Annotated in this window: 14 protein-coding genes and 1 pseudogene; 13 read left to right on the top strand and 2 right to left on the bottom strand. The window is 32.5% G+C overall.

Annotated elements, in window-relative coordinates:
- Nucleotides 1-44 precede the first annotated feature (44 nt).
- Nucleotides 45-1,193 (bottom strand): MFS transporter, encoded by a 1,149-nt coding sequence (locus JNUCC76_RS05035; RefSeq protein ID WP_454156338.1) that lies wholly within the window; start codon nt 1,191-1,193, stop codon nt 45-47.
- Between the two features lie 76 nt (nt 1,194-1,269).
- Between JNUCC76_RS05035 and JNUCC76_RS05040 the strand changes: the two genes are divergently transcribed.
- Nucleotides 1,270-1,626, top strand: a complete 357-nt coding sequence (locus JNUCC76_RS05040; protein WP_454156340.1) for a MerR family transcriptional regulator — start codon at nt 1,270-1,272, stop codon at nt 1,624-1,626.
- A gap of 141 nt (nt 1,627-1,767) precedes the next feature.
- Nucleotides 1,768-2,178, top strand: a complete 411-nt coding sequence (locus tag JNUCC76_RS05045; RefSeq protein ID WP_454156342.1) for a hypothetical protein — start codon at nt 1,768-1,770, stop codon at nt 2,176-2,178.
- On the opposite strand, the gene JNUCC76_RS05050 is transcribed toward JNUCC76_RS05045, so the two are convergent.
- On the bottom strand, nt 2,173-2,874 hold the full coding sequence (locus tag JNUCC76_RS05050) for a CPBP family intramembrane glutamic endopeptidase (protein WP_454156343.1): 702 nt from the start codon (nt 2,872-2,874) through the stop codon (nt 2,173-2,175). The genes JNUCC76_RS05045 and JNUCC76_RS05050 overlap by 6 nt on opposite strands.
- Before the next feature lie 301 nt (nt 2,875-3,175).
- Between JNUCC76_RS05050 and JNUCC76_RS05055 the strand changes: the two are divergent.
- The 11 genes and pseudogenes from JNUCC76_RS05055 to JNUCC76_RS05105 form a co-directional block, all read left to right on the top strand.
- Nucleotides 3,176-3,937, top strand: a pseudogene (locus JNUCC76_RS05055) (IS30 family transposase); the annotation flags it as partial.
- 967 nt (nt 3,938-4,904) lie between these two features.
- A complete protein-coding gene (locus tag JNUCC76_RS05060) occupies nt 4,905-5,864 on the top strand; it encodes a hypothetical protein (RefSeq protein ID WP_454156344.1) in 960 nt (319 codons plus the stop codon).
- Nucleotides 5,865-6,172: 308 nt separating this feature from the next.
- Nucleotides 6,173-8,050: an AAA family ATPase gene (locus tag JNUCC76_RS05065; protein WP_454156346.1), complete on the top strand. Its 1,878-nt coding sequence runs from the start codon at nt 6,173-6,175 to the stop codon at nt 8,048-8,050.
- Between the two features lie 120 nt (nt 8,051-8,170).
- Nucleotides 8,171-9,589, top strand: a complete 1,419-nt coding sequence (locus JNUCC76_RS05070) for an AAA family ATPase (RefSeq protein ID WP_454156347.1) — start codon at nt 8,171-8,173, stop codon at nt 9,587-9,589.
- A complete protein-coding gene (locus tag JNUCC76_RS05075; protein WP_454156349.1) occupies nt 9,589-10,506 on the top strand; it encodes a hypothetical protein in 918 nt (305 codons plus the stop codon). The genes JNUCC76_RS05070 and JNUCC76_RS05075 overlap by 1 nt, the downstream gene beginning before the upstream one ends.
- Before the next feature lie 238 nt (nt 10,507-10,744).
- Nucleotides 10,745-11,527, top strand: a complete 783-nt coding sequence (locus JNUCC76_RS05080; protein WP_454156350.1) for a hypothetical protein — start codon at nt 10,745-10,747, stop codon at nt 11,525-11,527.
- Between the two features lie 268 nt (nt 11,528-11,795).
- Nucleotides 11,796-13,829, top strand: a complete 2,034-nt coding sequence (locus tag JNUCC76_RS05085; RefSeq protein ID WP_454156352.1) for a KUP/HAK/KT family potassium transporter — start codon at nt 11,796-11,798, stop codon at nt 13,827-13,829.
- A 126-nt stretch (nt 13,830-13,955) separates the two neighbouring features.
- Nucleotides 13,956-14,168: a hypothetical protein gene (locus JNUCC76_RS05090; RefSeq protein ID WP_454156354.1), complete on the top strand. Its 213-nt coding sequence runs from the start codon at nt 13,956-13,958 to the stop codon at nt 14,166-14,168.
- A gap of 45 nt (nt 14,169-14,213) precedes the next feature.
- Nucleotides 14,214-16,007 carry a KxYKxGKxW signal peptide domain-containing protein gene (locus JNUCC76_RS05095; RefSeq protein WP_454156355.1) on the top strand — a complete coding sequence of 598 codons (1,794 nt, stop codon included), beginning with the start codon at nt 14,214-14,216 and terminating at the stop codon, nt 16,005-16,007.
- A gap of 90 nt (nt 16,008-16,097) precedes the next feature.
- Entirely contained in the window at nt 16,098-16,982 is an 885-nt protein-coding gene (gene uasX, locus JNUCC76_RS05100; RefSeq protein ID WP_454156356.1) for a serine-rich aggregation substance UasX, read from the top strand.
- A 179-nt stretch (nt 16,983-17,161) separates the two neighbouring features.
- A complete protein-coding gene (locus JNUCC76_RS05105; RefSeq protein ID WP_454156357.1) occupies nt 17,162-18,343 on the top strand; it encodes a multidrug effflux MFS transporter in 1,182 nt (393 codons plus the stop codon).
- The last annotated feature ends 71 nt before the right edge of the window (nt 18,344-18,414 follow it).

Raw genomic sequence — 18,414 nt, forward strand, 5'->3', positions numbered from 1 at the left:
TAGTTTGTTGTAACTATTTAAATTTAGTTAAAAAAATTGATTAACTATTTGGTTTTTATAGTTGTCGAAGATAAGGCACCTATTAAAGTTAGTAGAGCTAAAAAGCTAAAGGCTATCACAACACCAAAAATTTGATTTAAATAGTTAGTTATTATTGGCCCAAGTGTTGCACCTATGAACAGAATGAAAGTATACAATACGATGGCTAATGACCGATTTTGCGAAATTGCTGTTGAACCAATGATTGAAACGACTAACGGGAGTGATAGGACAATTCCAAAAGCAACAATTATGCTACCTATTGTTAGAAAAATTTCATTTCTTACAATAGATAAAATAACAAATCCGATTGAAACTGATAAAAGAGAGAGTCTTAACACAAACATTTGGTTGTTACCGGAAACTTTTGAAAGGACAATGATTGCTGTAATGATTCCAATCAATCCGTAAATACGGAACTGCATAATATGATTTATCGCTATGAAATTATTGGCGCTAACCAAAGCGTACATGCTCACAAAAGAGAATAAGAGTGTGAATGTAATGTAGTATTGTTTTAACAATATCTTATTTGAAAGGATGTTTTTTAAACTACTGCTGACAGAAACATGGCCATTGGGTGATGGAAGGCTAGGGATTATGTGCCAAAGTAATAATAAGATAATAACTAACAAAACAGCTTGAAAAATAAATATAAACTGCCAATTAATCAGCTGATAAATAGAGGTACTGTATATTTGTCCGACAATACTTGAAATGACAAAGCCTGATGTGATAAGACTATTAGCAAAAGTAATACGTTTTGGATCAATCAATTTTAAAACTGAGGCAAAAGCAATTGGTCCAAAAAAGCTTGAAAAAATACCCTGCAATACTCGAAGAATTAAAAATAGTTCGAAATTATTTACAAATCCAAGAAGTACAGTGACAATAGACGCAAGTAGTAGATTCAAGAAAAGTAGTTTACGATTATTTTTAAATCTCTTCCATAATGGTGTTACTGTTAGAAATCCGATGGCATATCCTAGAGAAAATAAACTATTTGCTTGTACAGCAGTCGTTGCTGAAATAGTAAATTTAGTAGATAAAAAATTGCTAAGTGGAATCATTTCATAAATGCTGATTCCAATAACGATACTTGAAAATAATAAAATACCCATGATGATATTCTGATTACCAATCTGATGTTTCATAATTTTTCTCCTTAAAATAAATTGGTGTAGCATAAGTATAAACGTTAAAGTATACTTTAATGCAAGAGGAAAAACTATGAATTATACAATTGAGCAAATAAGTGATATTTCACATCTAAGTAAAGCAACTTTGCGTTACTATGAACAGCAGCAGCTTATTCCACACATTCAACGTAATATAAACGGTTATAGAACGTATACAGAAGAAAATTTAGAATTTATTCTTTTTTTGGTTAAAGTAAAGAAAACTGGGATGCCATTGAATGAAATTAAACGTTTTTGTAGTTTACTATCTAACCCAAATTCTATTGCTGAACGACGTCAAATTTTATTAAGGCATAAAGAAAAACTTGAAAAGGAGCAGGCATATTTAGAAATCTCTTTGAATGTGGTTTTAAATAAATTATCATTACCAATTTATGATATTGATTAATAAGATTCGACAGCCTTTTCTTTATGGCAAATATTTGATAATTTGTTAATAACAAACAGTGTCTTGTACAATATAGATGAGTTAGTGCTTGATAGGTACTAGCTTTTTTATTTATATTTAAAAATGAAAGGAATAAACAAGATGCCAACAAAAATATGGTTAAAACCAGAACAATTAGAACTGTATATCAAGCAGTTAGAACGGTTTATAGACTTATATAGTCAACTAGATCAGACTTTAGAAAGTGATAGACAAGGATTTCAATTCAAAGGTGGTACGCCCAACTTCCAAACAACGTTGAGCGTATCAATGCAATTACAAGCTAAAATTAGACAAGCACAATCTCAAACATACGGAGATGTGCTTTTTTTTAACAAAGAATTAGCATCTGAGATACAAGATTTGGTTTCTAAGTCAATTGAGCTAACTTTCGCATATCGTGATTTAGATTTGCTGATTCAGGGAACTGATCGCAATAACGAAAGTGGTTTAAACAAGATTGAAGAACAGTTATATCAAGTGAAACGGCAAATACGAGAAAGAAATTTATAAAAAGATGATGATATTATCTTGAATATATGGCCATCCAATTATGGTATTAATAAGAATGTGTGCCAACATGGTGTATTGCAGTTTTCCAGTGAATCGATATAATAATCCCAACAATAAGCCAAAAATAAAATAAGGTAATAATACTGATAAATTCTGGTGTTGATGAAGCCACGAAAAAATAATTGCGTTTAGGATAACATCCAATCCAAATTTAGAATTTTTAAAATAGAAGTTCATTAATAAACCTCTACACATCAATTCTTCAAAAATTGGGCCCAACAGTGTGATAGCTAGCAACTCTAATTGTATTCCTAATATAGAAGAATTATTTAATGCATTTAACAGCTGGGTTTGGTTAGTTGCTACAGAAACAGGGAAAAAATTATGGCTTATTATTGTAAATAAAAAATACAATACCACAACAAGCAAGCTAAGTAGAATTCTAAGCAATTTCGGTGCTTCCCATACAACTGAGGCCTTATTTTTATTTTTGAGATAAATAGCTAAAAAAATAATAGGAAGAGGGTATAGGGTGATATCTGATAGCAACCAACCTTGATAGCTTTTATAAAAAGAAAAATTTAAAAAAGAAGCAGCAAAATTGGTGAGTAGAGGAATTAACCAAACAAAGGATAAAAAAATCAATCCGGGGGTGATGAAATTTTGAGATACAGTTCTGAAAGATAGTTTTGCCATTATGATTTAAAATTCCTTGTTTATGAATATAATTTTGATTATTATTCTCTAATTGTACTCTTATCAATGCCAATGTTAAATAGATTTTGGAGTACTAAAAAAACAAAGTATTGTTTTTTTAGTACTGTGTATATGCCTATTATTTTGAGTTAGGTTAAAAAATAAAATAACAAGCAACATTGTAAAATGTTAAATATGTTATAAGGGATAAAGACCTATATTAAAATAATCATACTTAAGGAGTAAATGTGTTTTATGAGTGATGAAACACCAAAAAAACGCAAACTCAACGATTAGGAATTGGGCAAAACAAGGTAAAATTTATCTAAGACCATACTATCGTAAACGTGCGCATAGTACAGATGCAGAAAAAGCTAAAATTAAAACGCAGTATCAAAAACAGCGTGAGATTGATAGACTGCGTTCAAAGCTAAAGTCACAAGGCATTCTAGTCCGTCACTCAATCTATGAACGACCACCAAAGATAAATACACGGAAACAGTTCGGACATTGGGAAATTGATTTAGTTTTACCTGCTAAAATGAATAATCAACGTTATCAAGATACTACTGCGATTATGACATTTACTGAACGCAAAACTCGGTTTACTGCTTTAGTATTAGTTCGCAGTAAGAAATCTAGTGATATGGTTGAAGCGTTTAAGTTATTTTATGAGCGTTACGGCAAAGCTGTGCGTACTATAACAGCCGACAATGGTTCTGAATTTATCTCATGGGACTTCTTAGAATATGTTCAAAAAGAGCTTAAAATTAAGCTATACTATGCCACACCGTCATCACCACAACAACGTGGTTCCAATGAAAACAGAAATCGTAAGCTACGTGATTGGTATCCTAAAGGTACGTCATTTAAAGACGTTAAGCAGCGACAGTTAGATGAAGTAGCTTCAAAAATGAATGCTATGCCATTACGACAAGCACTAGACGGCAAACGACCTATGGTAGTGTTTGAACAGGAATATAAAGCTATGCAACGTTACCGTAGAGCTTATGAAAAACGTAAACAGCGAATGCTTGAAGAACGCCAAAATGATGAAAAATAAGCCGTAAAAGCTGGTAATAAAAATAATGAACTTTAGGCACTAGATGTGTCTTTTTTTGTTGTGCTTAAAATATAAATATTTGAAAACGGTTTAATTGTTTGAAACATTTGATATAATAGTGAGTAATTAGATTGCTAAAAGCCTTTGTATAGACGTTCTAAAAGCGTGGACGTGCAGTTTACTTTTAAACCAAATCATGATACTCTATAAAAAGTTGTGCTTTGATTTAGAAATAATCTTCGTTAGTTTTACATACATGTTAACGGTAGATTACCAATATATTAAACATGTGGTTTTCAGCTTGACCGGAGTCTGTAGAATAATAAGCATAAGGTTTGATATGGAAGTTGAAATACTTCTGTAACATACCTTGTGCTTATATTTTTGTCAAAAAGGCTTAATTTATTAAGAAAACCTAAAAAATGAAAATAAGCACGAAAAAAAAGACCAACCAGTGGCTAGTCGATTATGTACTTTGAAAACTAGATATAAAAATTGATTACTATAAAATAATGTCTCGACAACCTTATTCAAAAATCAAATTTACTTAACTAATCTTCAATATGATAATTGTAAAGTATTTTGTGAATTATAGCAATCATGGTTGGCTTTAATTAGCTAACTCGGAGCCTCTAAAAGAGTGTAGAGATAACAGTCTAGGGCAGTTACAACAATCAACGTAACTTGTTACTCCGTTAGAAAAAATCTCAGTACCAATGCGATGTGTGCATACTGTGGCATGTATGTTACACCAAAGGTTCTGCAGTCGTGAAAACAACAAAAGTGTGAGAGACTATTCACACACAGAGATATAGTCAAGATGTTTTGTTGAATAGCGTGCCAAAAGATTAATACTTCAATTCAATGATATATTTATGTTGGTAATTATTATTATTTAATTCAGTCAAAATATATAATATAATCATAAATAATATAAATTAACTTAATTATTAAGTAGGCGATCAATATGAAATTCTTGAAGCAACGCGTTGTTTTAATTGCAATTTTTTTAAGACAAAACTGGAGAGATACTTTAGTTTTTTTTCTAGGTTCGTTATTTTCAATATTTGCAATCATATCCTTTTGTTTAGTTCTGGGTATTGATATCCCAATAGTGCGTACACCGCAAATTTCCTCTTTGAAAGATAAAATAACGGTTTCTTTGTCATTTACAACAGCATTATTTGCGATTACTTCGTTTACTATAAATACAAACAATACATTCAAGAAAAACAAACTTGATACAGACTTCATGCGTTCCAAGTATTTTAACTTGAAACTTGATAAATTTGTTGACGATAAAGAATTTAAGGAGCAATATGATTCTCTTGTTTACGTTATTGAAGACATGGCGAGTATGTATGATGAGAAACATGCAACCAAAATTCCCATTTTAGGAATGCATGAACGAATTGAAAGTAAAAACGAAGAATACTTTTCTTTTTTGAATGAAAGAATACCATTTACAGCTATTGAAAATTACGAGAAAAAGCATGCTGGAAAACTTTTAAATATTAAAAAAGATATTAGTAAAGTTTTTAATCAAGTACACCAAGATAGTTTATTATTTGAAGTACTGATCAAAAGTTATGATTTGAAAATTGATAAGAAATCTCAAGAATTACTTTATACAGTTAAATACAAAAGTAGCCTGTTCATGGAATTCTATTCAAAAGATGATGATTATCAAACAATTAATTATCAAATTATTCTTGAGATGTGGCAAGCACTGTTGATTAACCAAAAATTTGGAGAATTAGCTTATGAAGTAGTTCAATCAGCTTCCATGTTAATTAAATATTCTAGAAATTTTTCAATTGAATTAATTGAATTAGATGATGTGAATTACATTTTCAAGCAAATTGAAAAAAACAAAGAATTACTGGAGTTAATGTTTAAATTGGATAATCAAAAAAGTTCGAATTGAGCTAATATGACTACATTTAAACGAATCAGTGTTAATTGATCAGAAATAAATTGGTCTATTTTTATTCAATTATTTAGTCCAAAATTGAAAGGTGGTCGTGATTACAAAAATTAATGTACTATCCTATGCAGGTATAATCTTCTGTTAAAGTCTGGTAGAATTATAATTCCACTTATTCAAGCTTAAAAATTGAATGAAGCGATTCCATTCATTCGGTGTTATAAGTTCAACGTTTTAGAATTTTTATATCCTTATTTTTCTTTATTCACACCCAGTGTATAATAAGCCTTAGAGGATGGAATATAAAAATGATACAAGAGAAAATTAATGAATTGAAGAAAAATATTGAAAAAACATTAGTATATTATTCATCTTATGACGCTATCCAATTAGGTAAATTCAAAGATAATATTAATTTGGCACTTGATAAGTTAATAAAATTAGCTGCGTTATCTGGGGATAACGCACAACTTTGTACTTCAATTGAGAAAACATTAGGTATTTTTGACAATCAAAGACATACACTAATGATTAGTAAAGATATTAACACGTCATTAGAAGAATATATTCAAATGGTTGAAAACAACACAAACAATTACTTAATGCAATTACAAAGTGATATTGAGAGATTAGAGTACTTAAAAATTATCCAAGATAAAAACGTGGTTATTGTGGGAGGTAATGGAGTTGGGAAAAGTTCATTTGCTTCCTACTTGAAAGATGCATTAACCGATAATATCATTATGATTCCAGCGCAAAAATATTTATATACAGACTTCAGTGATTCATCTGAATTTATAACCGCTAGTCAATCGGATATTAATACTATTCAAAAGGAGGATATGGCTCGAAAAGCAAAGATTTCAGATAATCTGTATGACTACAATAGAAAAAATAGAAAAATATTTGCTGAATTAATCACAGTATTAGTTAATGAGCACATTTTAATTACGAACGATTATTTTGGATCAAAAGAAGATTTAACAACTCAGTTAACTACTTTGAAAAAAGTTTGGAGCATAATGTTTCCGAATATTAAACTCGTTGAAGACCCTATAAAAAGGATTCTTAATGTTCAAAAAGGCAGCGATATTTATTCAATTAATTCTTTAAGCGATGGCGAAAAGGCTGTTCTTTATTACATGTTGCAAATTTTATTTGTACCCAAAGAAAGTTTTGTATTTATAGATGAGCCCGAAACATATCTTAACTCAACTATTTCTGATCGACTATGGGATACATTAGAATCTGAACGCCAGGATGTTAAATTTATATATATATCCCACAATGTGTCTTTTATTTCTTCAAGAAAAAACACAGACATTCTCTGGATAAAAAATTTTTCATATCCTAATACTTGGGAATTGAAAGAACTTGCGGATACCGAATTACCAAGAGAGCTTATTAGCGAACTTGCAGGCACGCAAAATCCGGTCATTTTTGTCGAAGGAACGATATCCAGTCTCGACTACACAGTGTTCACAAGCATGTTCAAAGAGTCGGCTATTGTTTTTCCAGTTGAAGGACACTTAAACGTTATCAATTACACAAGAGCTTACAACAAGAATAACGTATTTAACAGTGGTAAAGCTTTTGGAATCATAGACAACGATTTGAGAGTACAAGATGAAATTAATAATTTTGAAAAAGAGGGCATATACACGCTCCCCTTTAATGAAATAGAAATGTTGTATTTTGATGAAACATTAATGAAAAAATATTTAGAAGATTTATTTTATCCTGAAGAAGTAAAATGCCGAATTGATAAATTCAAAAGGTCATTTTTTGATGCGATCATACAGCGAAAACAATATATCAAAGAAAGTAAAGCAAAAAAAATATTGGACACATATCTTTCAAACCAAAGGGTAGAAGTTTCGAAGGGAAAAACATCAGATCAAATGGTTGAACAAATAATTGATGGTATTCATAATCTGTCACTATCAAACAAGATTGAAGATTTTTCGTCTGATTTGGACCAAGTAATTGAATCAGAAGACTACTCTAAATTATTAGTTTTGAGTCCGTTAAAAAAAGAAATCTCAAAAGGAAAAGCAGTTATCTTGGACTCAGATTATATAGATAAAATGTCCAATAAGTTTAAACGTGATCCTTTTTATACTAACTATCTAAAAGAAAAATACTTTAGCAAATTAAATAAAAGTATTTTGGAATCTGTGAAATAGAAGTATTTACCGGATCAATATGCGAAGAATTATAAATATTTAGAGATGTAGTCATTGATTTTTTTTTTATACTTAATTTTTATTGTATAATTAGCCTAAGACAATATTGAGGAGATAAACGTGAAATATATTAAAGAATTTGGAATCGATGGATTATATGGATACAGAGATTTTCATTCGACATTTAAAAAAGACTTTACTATATTTGTAGGAGAAAATGGTTTAGGAAAAACTTCTATAATGAGAATTTTGTTTTACACTTTAAAAAAAGACTTTGAACATCTAAAAAATATTGAATTTTCTACAATAGACATTCTCTTTTCTGGAAATAATCACTTTTCACTTTCAAAAACTGCTATTGAAGAGTACATTAATGAATATAAAAACATCAATAATTATAGACCCAACAGTTCATTATTCAAATTAAGGCAAATTATTCAATCTAAGTTAAATTTGCTATATATGAAATTTGATTTGCACGAATTCAATAACATTATAGATAAGAAAAAACGGGAACGAGATTTCGACGACATAATCGAAGAAGCCCGTAAAGCTAATTTATCCAATCCTCCTCTTCATATAATTCTGAGGGAAGTAGAACGTGTACGTGAAAATTTCAATTTGACTCGTACACCTGAAAGTAGTGAACTTAGTCGCTTTGTCAAATTTCTTGACAGTAATATGAATGATATCGAATTTCTTTATTTTCCAACTTATCGCCGCCTTTCTGATGATTTGCATCAAATGTCGATTCAATCAGAAGGATTTGAAGGTAGTGATATTGATAGGGAAATTGAGAAGTTAATAGGGTCAGATAATGAAATCGTTAAATTCGGTATGGGAGATGTACAGGCCAGAATAGATTTATTGCTTTCCAAAATAAGAAAACAGTCTCTTGAGGCTTTCAATGAACTCAATGTCAAGATTCTTTCTCAGTACACCAGTCCTGATAAAATAGAAAATAAATCTACCTCTGTTGACATTAAAAAATTGAATATCGTGTTGCAAAGATTAGGCAATCGTATTGATGAATCATTGAAAGAAAAAATTAAACTTCAGTTAAAAAGAGACCAGGAAGACAAGAACTTTAAACTCTTAAAAAATTTTGTTCTATTATTACTTGATACTTATAAACAAAGTGAGGAATTAGAAAAACGTATCCTCTCATTTACAGAGGAAGTAAATAAATTCTTAGAGGATAAGTATTTTTCTTATGATCCAGCAGCACTCGAAATAACTTTAAAACTCAAAAAGACAGAAAAAAATGTAGAATTATCTAACCTTTCGTCTGGTGAGAAACAGGTAGTGTCACTCTTTGCCAGAATTTTCCTGCACGATTCAGAGAATTTGTATATATTTTTCGACGAACCTGAACTCTCATTATCTATAAAATGGCAAGAAAAACTAATTCCTAGCATGCGAAGAGCGCATTCACTTAAATATCTTGTAGCTATTACTCATTCTCCTTTTATATTTTCTGATATCAACATACGAAATAATGCCGTATATATGAAAAATAAAATTGAGGTTCAAAATTAATGCATCCTGATAATTATGTCGAAGACATGTTAAACAAAACAAACAATGTCACTACGTTATGGACAAAAGTACAAGATATTATAAACGATGATTCGATAGCAGTTGTTGTCGAAGGAAAAGATTATCAATATTATGGATATCACATTCGAAATAATAATCTGATAACAAAAAAATTACTGCAACCGGTAAATGCAAATGGCAGAAAGAATTTAATCCGTCTAATTGACTATATGATCGACAAAGAAGAGCAAATTATTAACATGCTTTTTTTCCTTGATAATGAGTTACCTAGTCAAAAATGGGAGAACAAATATTGTTTTGTAACATCTGTTAATTCGGTGGAAAGTTATTATGTATCGGTGAATGCCTTTGCTAAATTAATAGATTACCATACTTCAATAACAAGGAAATATAGAGAAAAATTGTTAAAGAAATTTGATGATTGTTTACAAATATTTAATAAGGAAATGATACGTATTGGCATTTTTTTAGATACTTGTCTACAGTTGGGTCTGAATCCAATAATTAAAAAATTTGACTTCCAACTTTTTTTTAATTTTGATAATCTGGTAATCCACCCAATTGAACATTCACTTGCGGAATTACTCGAGTCTTTTGTTGTTCGGTGCGATGTCAATAAGCAAAAACTAATAAAAGAAACAATGTTGGACACTCAAAGAAATATTGAAAATACTGATAAACTAAGTTATGTTCGCGGTAAATATGCCATGAGCTTTTTACGATATTTTTTAGGTGCAGTTAGGAATTCGGAAAAAAAGAACGGAATAGTTAACGAAACATCATTATCTTATTCTTTAAGCAAAGATAAAAATAATGATGAAGTTATCAATGATTGGCAAGATATATCTGACTGTGATCCACTATTAAAACCATACGTTTTAAAAATGATATCTTAATCATTGTTTGATTGATGATGAAATGTATATTCAGCAAAGGTAGTGGTTCCAAAACAAAGCATATTTGTTTTAAAAGTAAAGAAAAACACAAAGGTTATTCTTTCTACAGCACACAATATAAAACGAAATATAAGCTCAATTTAGTCTATGTTTCAAAATGAAATTATTAAAATTGTAGCAAATGGAACATACAAAGTTCTGTTTGCTTTTTTTATAAAGAAAGTAGGAAATTCACATTATGGTTAATAAATTTGGTAGTTTATCACTACAAGGGAAAAGTATCGGAAAGCTCACATTTGCTGGGCGCAATTTAGTTGGTGCCAATGCTGATGTGGCAGTAGCGATGTTGAATGTGAATAACACATTGAATACTGAAAACGTTACACCACAGGCTGGTTTTGATTTTAGCATGGCTTTTGGTACACCACTAAAACTGATCGATGCAAAAATTATTGCTGGTACTGCTCGCAGTAACCAAAGAAGTGGCGCTCGTGTTGCTACTAAGACAGGAACTTTGTTACCTATGTCTGATGCTAAAACAGATACCTTACCAGAAGAAGAATATGATGCTGTATTCGTATCAGGTAAAGACAAAACACCACATGGGCGTGTGCGTAGTGCTGATGCGTTTGATAATCATGATTTAGTTTTGTTTAGGGTTACACCTAATTACAAAACCGATAATCGTGGCGAAGTTGCTCGTGATGATTACGATGAGCCAATCATCTCAAATTATCAGTTCAACTTTATCCAACAAAGCAAATCAGGCGATGTTGGCAATGATGATAACATTGTCCGTATTTTGGTTGACCCAGCAGAAAGTGAACGCTTGCAAGCTGGTTTGAAGCCAGGGGACAAGTTAGTGCCACAAGGTTTGAAGTTTGCATTTGCTGGTAATGATGCCACTGATTGGACGGTGTATGCTGATACGTTAGTTGCACTTGATGAAAAGGGATCAGAAAAACCAGTATCAAATCAAAACAAGACAAGTACTAATCAATCTGACAAAGAAAAAAGTTAATAGCATATTTATATAGAACAAATTGTATATTTAAATTTGTATAAATAGATGGGTATAAGTGAATTATTCTATCTTTGCTCTCATTGTCAGCAAGGTTTTTAATCGAGTAGGACTTATGAGTGTTTTACTCTGAAAGAAATTTGAAATTCTTTTGGTAACAAGTTAACTTGTATTAATTAATTTAATAATAGAAAAGTGGTGCAATATTTTTTTTATTGTGCAATAATACTGTTTAAGTTAAAAATAAACAGTATTGGAAGTTATCGAAATGTTAAAAGAAAATCAGTCAAAGTGGTCTTCGGCTGGTGCTTTAATTGCCATAGGTATAGTGTTCGGTGATATTGGAACTTCGCCACTATATACAATGAATTCTATCTTAAATAGTGCAAAAAGCGCCCATAATCTTGACACTTTTGTTATTGGTTCTGTTTCATTAGTATTTTGGACTTTAATGTTAATTACTACTATTAAGTACGTTATCATAGCTTTGCAAGCTGATAATCATGGTGAGGGTGGTATTTTTGCTCTATACAGCAGAGTTAAAAAACCTAATAAAAAATGGCTATTATTACCAGCTTTAATTGGTGGGGCAGCCTTATTGGCTGACGGAACATTGACTCCAGCAGTTACAGTTACTACAGCTATAGAGGGCTTGAAAGGGCAAGGGATAGGCGATTTTATTTTTCCAAATAATCAAACCATAGTTTTGTTTGTAGTAACTGTTATTCTATTAATTGTCTTCACATTCCAAAAAGCTGGTACGAAAAAAATTGGAAAGATTTTTGGTCCTGTGATGCTTATTTGGTTCTTGTTTATTGGTTTTTTTGGTCTAATTAACATCTTTAGTGACCTGACAATCCTTAAAGCTTTGTCACCAACATACGCCATTGCTGTTTTATTTAGTCCTGAGAATAAGACTGGAATTTTTATTTTAGGCAGCGTTTTTTTGGCTACTACTGGTGCTGAAGCTTTATATTCTGACATGGGTCATGTTGGAAAGCATAACATTTATGTTAGTTGGATTTTTGTTTATAGCATGCTAATTCTGAATTATATGGGACAGGGCGCCTGGATTATGTCTCATACTAACCAAGAAAATTTATTAAGGCAATCGTCTAATCCATTTTTTGAGATTCTACCCAGTGGGTGGCGGATTTTTGGTGTGGTAATGGCTGCTTTAGCAGCAATCATTGCTTCTCAAGCTCTTATTTCTGGGGCGTACACTTTAGTCAGTGAGGCAATTAATTTAAAGGTCATTCCCCGTCTGCGGACTTTTTACCCAAGTGATGCAAGAGGGCAAATGTACATTGGCACCGTTAACTGGTTACTTTGTGTTATAGGTTTAATCATTGTATGGACATTCCAGACCTCTCACAATATGGAAGCTGCTTATGGACTTTCTATTACAATCACAATGCTGATGACAACGCTGTTACTATACCAATTCATTAAACAAACAATGAAAAATAAGTTTATGGCTGGAATGTTTGTGGTAATATTCGGAATGATTGAAGCCGTATTTTTGATTGCAAGTCTTGGTAAATTCCTACACGGTGGGTATGCCACTTTGATTATAATGATAGCTGTATTAAGTATTATGATGATCTGGTACTACGGAAACAAACGTCGTGAGGCAATATCTCAACAAAATGATTATCTCTCATTAAAAGATTACAGAAAACAACTAATCAATTTATCGAAAGATAGTGAAGAACCGATTTTCTCTTCAAATCTAGTTTATATTGTAAATATTCATCAAAACTACATGCTAAAAAGATACGTCATATACTCTATTCTAGGATCAAAACCTAAAAAAGCTGAAACCTACTGGTTTGTTACCATACGCTCATCAAACGATCCGTATGAAAAAAGCTATTCAGTGGATATGTTGGGTACTAACAATATCGTGCATGTTACACTGAATGTTGGATTTAAAGTTGAACCACAGGTTAACGTGTACATGAAGCAAATTGCCAATAATCTTGTTAAGCAAAATATTATAAAACCACAGTTTCCTAAATATACGCTTAATAAGCGAGGGACTGTTGGAGAATTTAAGTATATTATGGCGAGTCAAAACTATGAAGATTTACTCAATTTACCTGATATACACTCTTGGGATCGCTTAATTATTTCTGGTCGTTTATGGTTACAATCACATACTGTTAAACCAAGTAGTTTCTATGGCTTAGAGTCAAGTGATGTATTAGAAGAAACTGTACCATTATTTATTAAGAATTCAAGCAAGAGTAAGATTAAACTTATTCAGAACGAAATTAAAAATGTAGTTAAACCTGAATGATAGTAGAATTTAATTCTAATAATTTGATTTAGTGAACAATGCTGACACATTCAAGCGTCAGTAACCTCAAAATTTAGTAGAAAGGTTAAAGGCTAATTAAATAATCGGTCTTTTTTGGTTGTTACAATGGCACAGAAAATGATTTATTTTAGCTTTATATTTGGGGTCTGGCTTGTCTATGTTGGGTCTATGTTCCCTATATTTTTACTCTTTATGAGTTCGGGTCAATCGCTACATGTCGCTATGATAATTGGTAGTGTTTTGACCTTTTTATTTATTATTGTTCAAAGAACCTTTAGAGGTTTACATTTAATCAATCAATTACAAAAGAATATTTGAGAGAAAGGATAAGAGCTAAAAATAGCTCTTTTTTATTTAAAAATTATGCAAAATTCAAAAACATATAAGTTGTACAAGTCAGGTAAACTGTGGGTAATTGGTGCCGTTGCGGTTGCTGGTGTTGCTGTGAGTGCTAACACCACACAAGTCAGTGCTGATACTGTTTCAACGTCTGATGCACAAGCTGTTAAAACAACTGATACGACACAAGATGACAGTCAAGTTCAATTAACAGCTTCATCTGCCGATACAACAACAGATACGGAGACCACTGATGCTGATGCAACAACTGCTACTGCTTCATCAACTGCTGAAAAAAGCACAGTGCCAACCACTTCTGGTACAAGTTTCACGCAAGACCAAGCATCAGATGCAATCGATAAGGCACAAGATACAGTAAAAGATGATGCCAAAGTTGCATCTGATGCTGGTGTTGATGTGACAACTGGTGCGACAACTGATGTCACAATCAATGATGACAATGCTTCATCAAAAACAGATGAAGTGCTATCTGATTTGAATAAGCAAGACCAAGCCGTTAAAGATGCTACGGCAACACAACAGGCAAACGATCAAGCGTATCAAACAGCCACAACAGACCAACAAACAGCGACCACACAAGGTCAAGCTGATTTAGATAAGTCTACAACTGATTTAAATACTGCCATTGATATCGCTAAGCAAGCAGGTATTGATGTAAGTGTTGGGGTTTCAGAGACTTCACCAGAATACAAGTCATTGACTGGGCTTGAGGGTCAAGATTTATTAGATGCAATGGCTTATAACATTGATTTGTATAAGAAAGCCGTTACGGACGGTGTGGCAACACAAGATGCTGACACAGCTACACTAACGAATTTGACAGCCGAATATCAAAAGCAGGTTGCTGACTATGAGGCACAAAAAGTAGCCGTTGATAAGGCAAATGCTGATAAAAAGGCAGCTTATGATGAAGCAGTTGCTGAATTTGAAAAAGCAGTTAATGCACAAATCACGATGAGTGCGACAACACAAACAGATGCTGACAGTGGGCAATACAAAACATTTATGACAGCTAGTGTTGACCAAACCACAGGCGAATTTACACTTGAACACGATATGAATGACGGTGTTAATATCATTGGTCATGGTGTTTTGACAGGAAAAATCAATTGGACTGTGGTTTCTAATGGCGATGGTTCGGAGACGGTTACTATTTCATCAATTGAACTATATTCATACACTTACACGAATTATTATCCAAACCAAGCTGCTAATCAAGACATTAACTTCCATGTTTATAATTTGGACGGCAATGAATTGTTCTCTGTTTATCATGACGGTAATACGACGTTTACTAAAACGATTAACAGCACAACAGCTATTAACAAGACATTTACATTGGCACCAAATGAAACAAGTTCATCAATTGAGTTTTTGACAGTTGATGATAATTGGGTATGGGACACACATGGTCAAGTCACTGTTCAAATTAAGAACACAAATGTGACACCAGCATTGCCAGAATATGAGTCAGAGCCAACAGCACCAGTTGCACTAACGGCAACGGTTCATAATGTAACGGTAGCGGATATGCCTACTGCTGATAAGCCAACGCAACAAAAAGTTGCTGTGCATTATTACAATATCAAGAAGACACCAAAAGTTGAAAAGACATCTATTCCTGCTCCTGTCACACTAGAAACACCTGCCACACCAAAGGCAGTGGAAACGGCAAGTATTTTGCCACATACTAATGCTAAAGAGCAAGGTAGCGGTGCAGTATTAGGCATTATGGCAAGTATTGCTAGTCTAGGTTTACTTGGTGCAATGAGCAAAAAGTTTAAGAAACAAAACTAATTAGATTAACTGCTGGTCGTGACGTTATCACAGAATATAGCCAAATGGGGTGTGAAGCCCAATCAATAAAATTGTTAGGAGACAATATTTATGTTGAAAAAACAACTTTTAATCGCAGGAACTGTGCTGGGGGCTTTGGCATTAGGTCATCAAGCAGTTAGTGCTGATACTGTACCAACAACATCTGATACTAGTACAGCACAATCAGTACAAGCAACGACTAAGGCGTTACCACAAGTTAAGGCAGTTGTATTAAGTGCTACGACTGATGTTGTGAGTGATGCCAGTTCAACCGTAGATGACGGAACGACCGTTGACAATGGTGGCTCATCAACCGATGACGGCACCACAGTAGATAACGGTGGTAGTTCTTCATCAAGTGACAATGGTAGCGGTTCTTCATCAACCGATGACGGTACAACCGTTGATAATGGTGGTAGTTCTTCATCATCTGATAATGGCGGTTCAAGTTCATCAAGTGACAACGGTGGTAGTTCATCATCTGATAATGGTGGTTCAAGTTCTTCATCAGATAACAATGGTTCTTCATCAAATGGTGGCGGTACGGATAACTCAACGACTGGTGGCAATGGGTCATCAAGCGATAATAACATCGTTCCACTAACAACAACGCCTGATACAAACAATCAAGGCGAAGTTAATCATGTTAAACCAGTTGAAGTAACACCTGATAATTCAGGCAACGTTGTTGATGTGCCAACACAAGTTGCTAGTGTACCTAGCGTTGCTCGTGCAATTGAAGCCTATAATCAGGCATTAACTGCTAATGACAAAGATGCGACAAAAGCACCAGTTGTTGAAGCAAAGCAAAAACTTGATGACGCCGTAGCTAAAGCATTGCCCTTAACAGATGCAATAAAAAAGTCATCTATGGGTGGTAATGGCATCTTAGCATTGGCAATGTCTGGCTTAGTTGCTTTGGGTGGTTTGATTTACAAGCGTAAGTATTTGTGATTCTTAATCAGTTGTGACGGATATGTTATAATACTAGGACATTAATACTATATTGATTTTTTCAATACCTTAAAAATTGGAGGAGTAATAAAAATGCCTTACGTTATTTTTATTGCATTAGAGGCTGTAGTCAAATAAGGGTGTTCATTTAAAGAATAAATAAACTAAGAGGTTAAAAAATGGACACCCGAAAAAAATTTAAACTATCCGTAGCATTACTTTGCTTATTAATTGGTTTTCCGCAAATAAGCGAGTCAATATTTACACCAATATTGCCCACACTAAGCAAAACATTGAAAGTTACTGATTCTAATATTCAATTGACTGTAAGTATTTATTTTATTGGATTCGCTCTAGGCGTATTGATTTGGGGTATACTATCTGATAAATACGGCAGAAAGCCAATCATGCTAATGGGAATTTTGATATACCTATTGGGCAATATCTCCTTACTGTATTCTAATAGCTTTTACTTAATTATGATGAGTCGTTTTATTCAAGCTTTTGGCGCTAGTGTAGGATCTGTTATCACACAAGCAATCATGCGTGAAAGTTACTCAGGTTCAAAAGCTACCAAAATTTTTGCGACTGTCGGCGCAGTTATCTCTATTGCACCGGCTATTGGGCCGATTATTGGCGCGCAACTAGTCACTCATTTTCATTACATGAGCGTATTTTTGTTTCTAATAGTATTGGCCATAATATTATTGATACTCACTTCCGTTAAGCTACCTGAAACTAACTTGATGAAAGTTGATTATTCGCTTAAAGCATTAATAACCGTTGCGTTCAGGTTACTAAAAGACAAATTTGTTCTGTTGAATGCTTTTGCCATTGCAGTTTTCAATGCGATATTATTTAACTTTTATTCTGAAGCACCATTTATTTTTATTAATAATTTAAAACTTAGTACCAGCGCTTATGGCAATACAGGTATTTTAATTGCTCTAGGAACGATTACAGGTGCTTATGTTGTCAATAAATTAGCTGTGAAGACTAACAGTTTCAATGTTATTCGATCCGGAATCTGTATTGCTGTTGCCTGCTCAATTTTTTCAATTTGGGCCTTTACTAGTGCCAATATTTTTATGATTTACATCGCAATCTTTGGTATATTCTTAGGTATCAATATTGCACTACCGGTTATTCTAAAAACTTCTTTATATGCTTATGAAGAAGTTATTGGGATTGCTAGTGGCATTTTTGGTCTTATGTATTATTGTATGATCGGTATTTTGACCTTTATCATGAGTGTCATTCATAATGGAAATATTCTAGTTTTTCCAACATATACTTTGACATTGGCAATTGGCTTATCTATTCTAATTTTTGTCAATAAACGTAGTTTTAAAAATGTCTGATTAATTATTAAACTTCAAGGATCAATCATATTCTATGATTGATTTTTATTTTGCTAAAAATTATTGAAAGG

Source organism: Leuconostoc sp. JNUCC 76, from assembly GCF_053667755.1.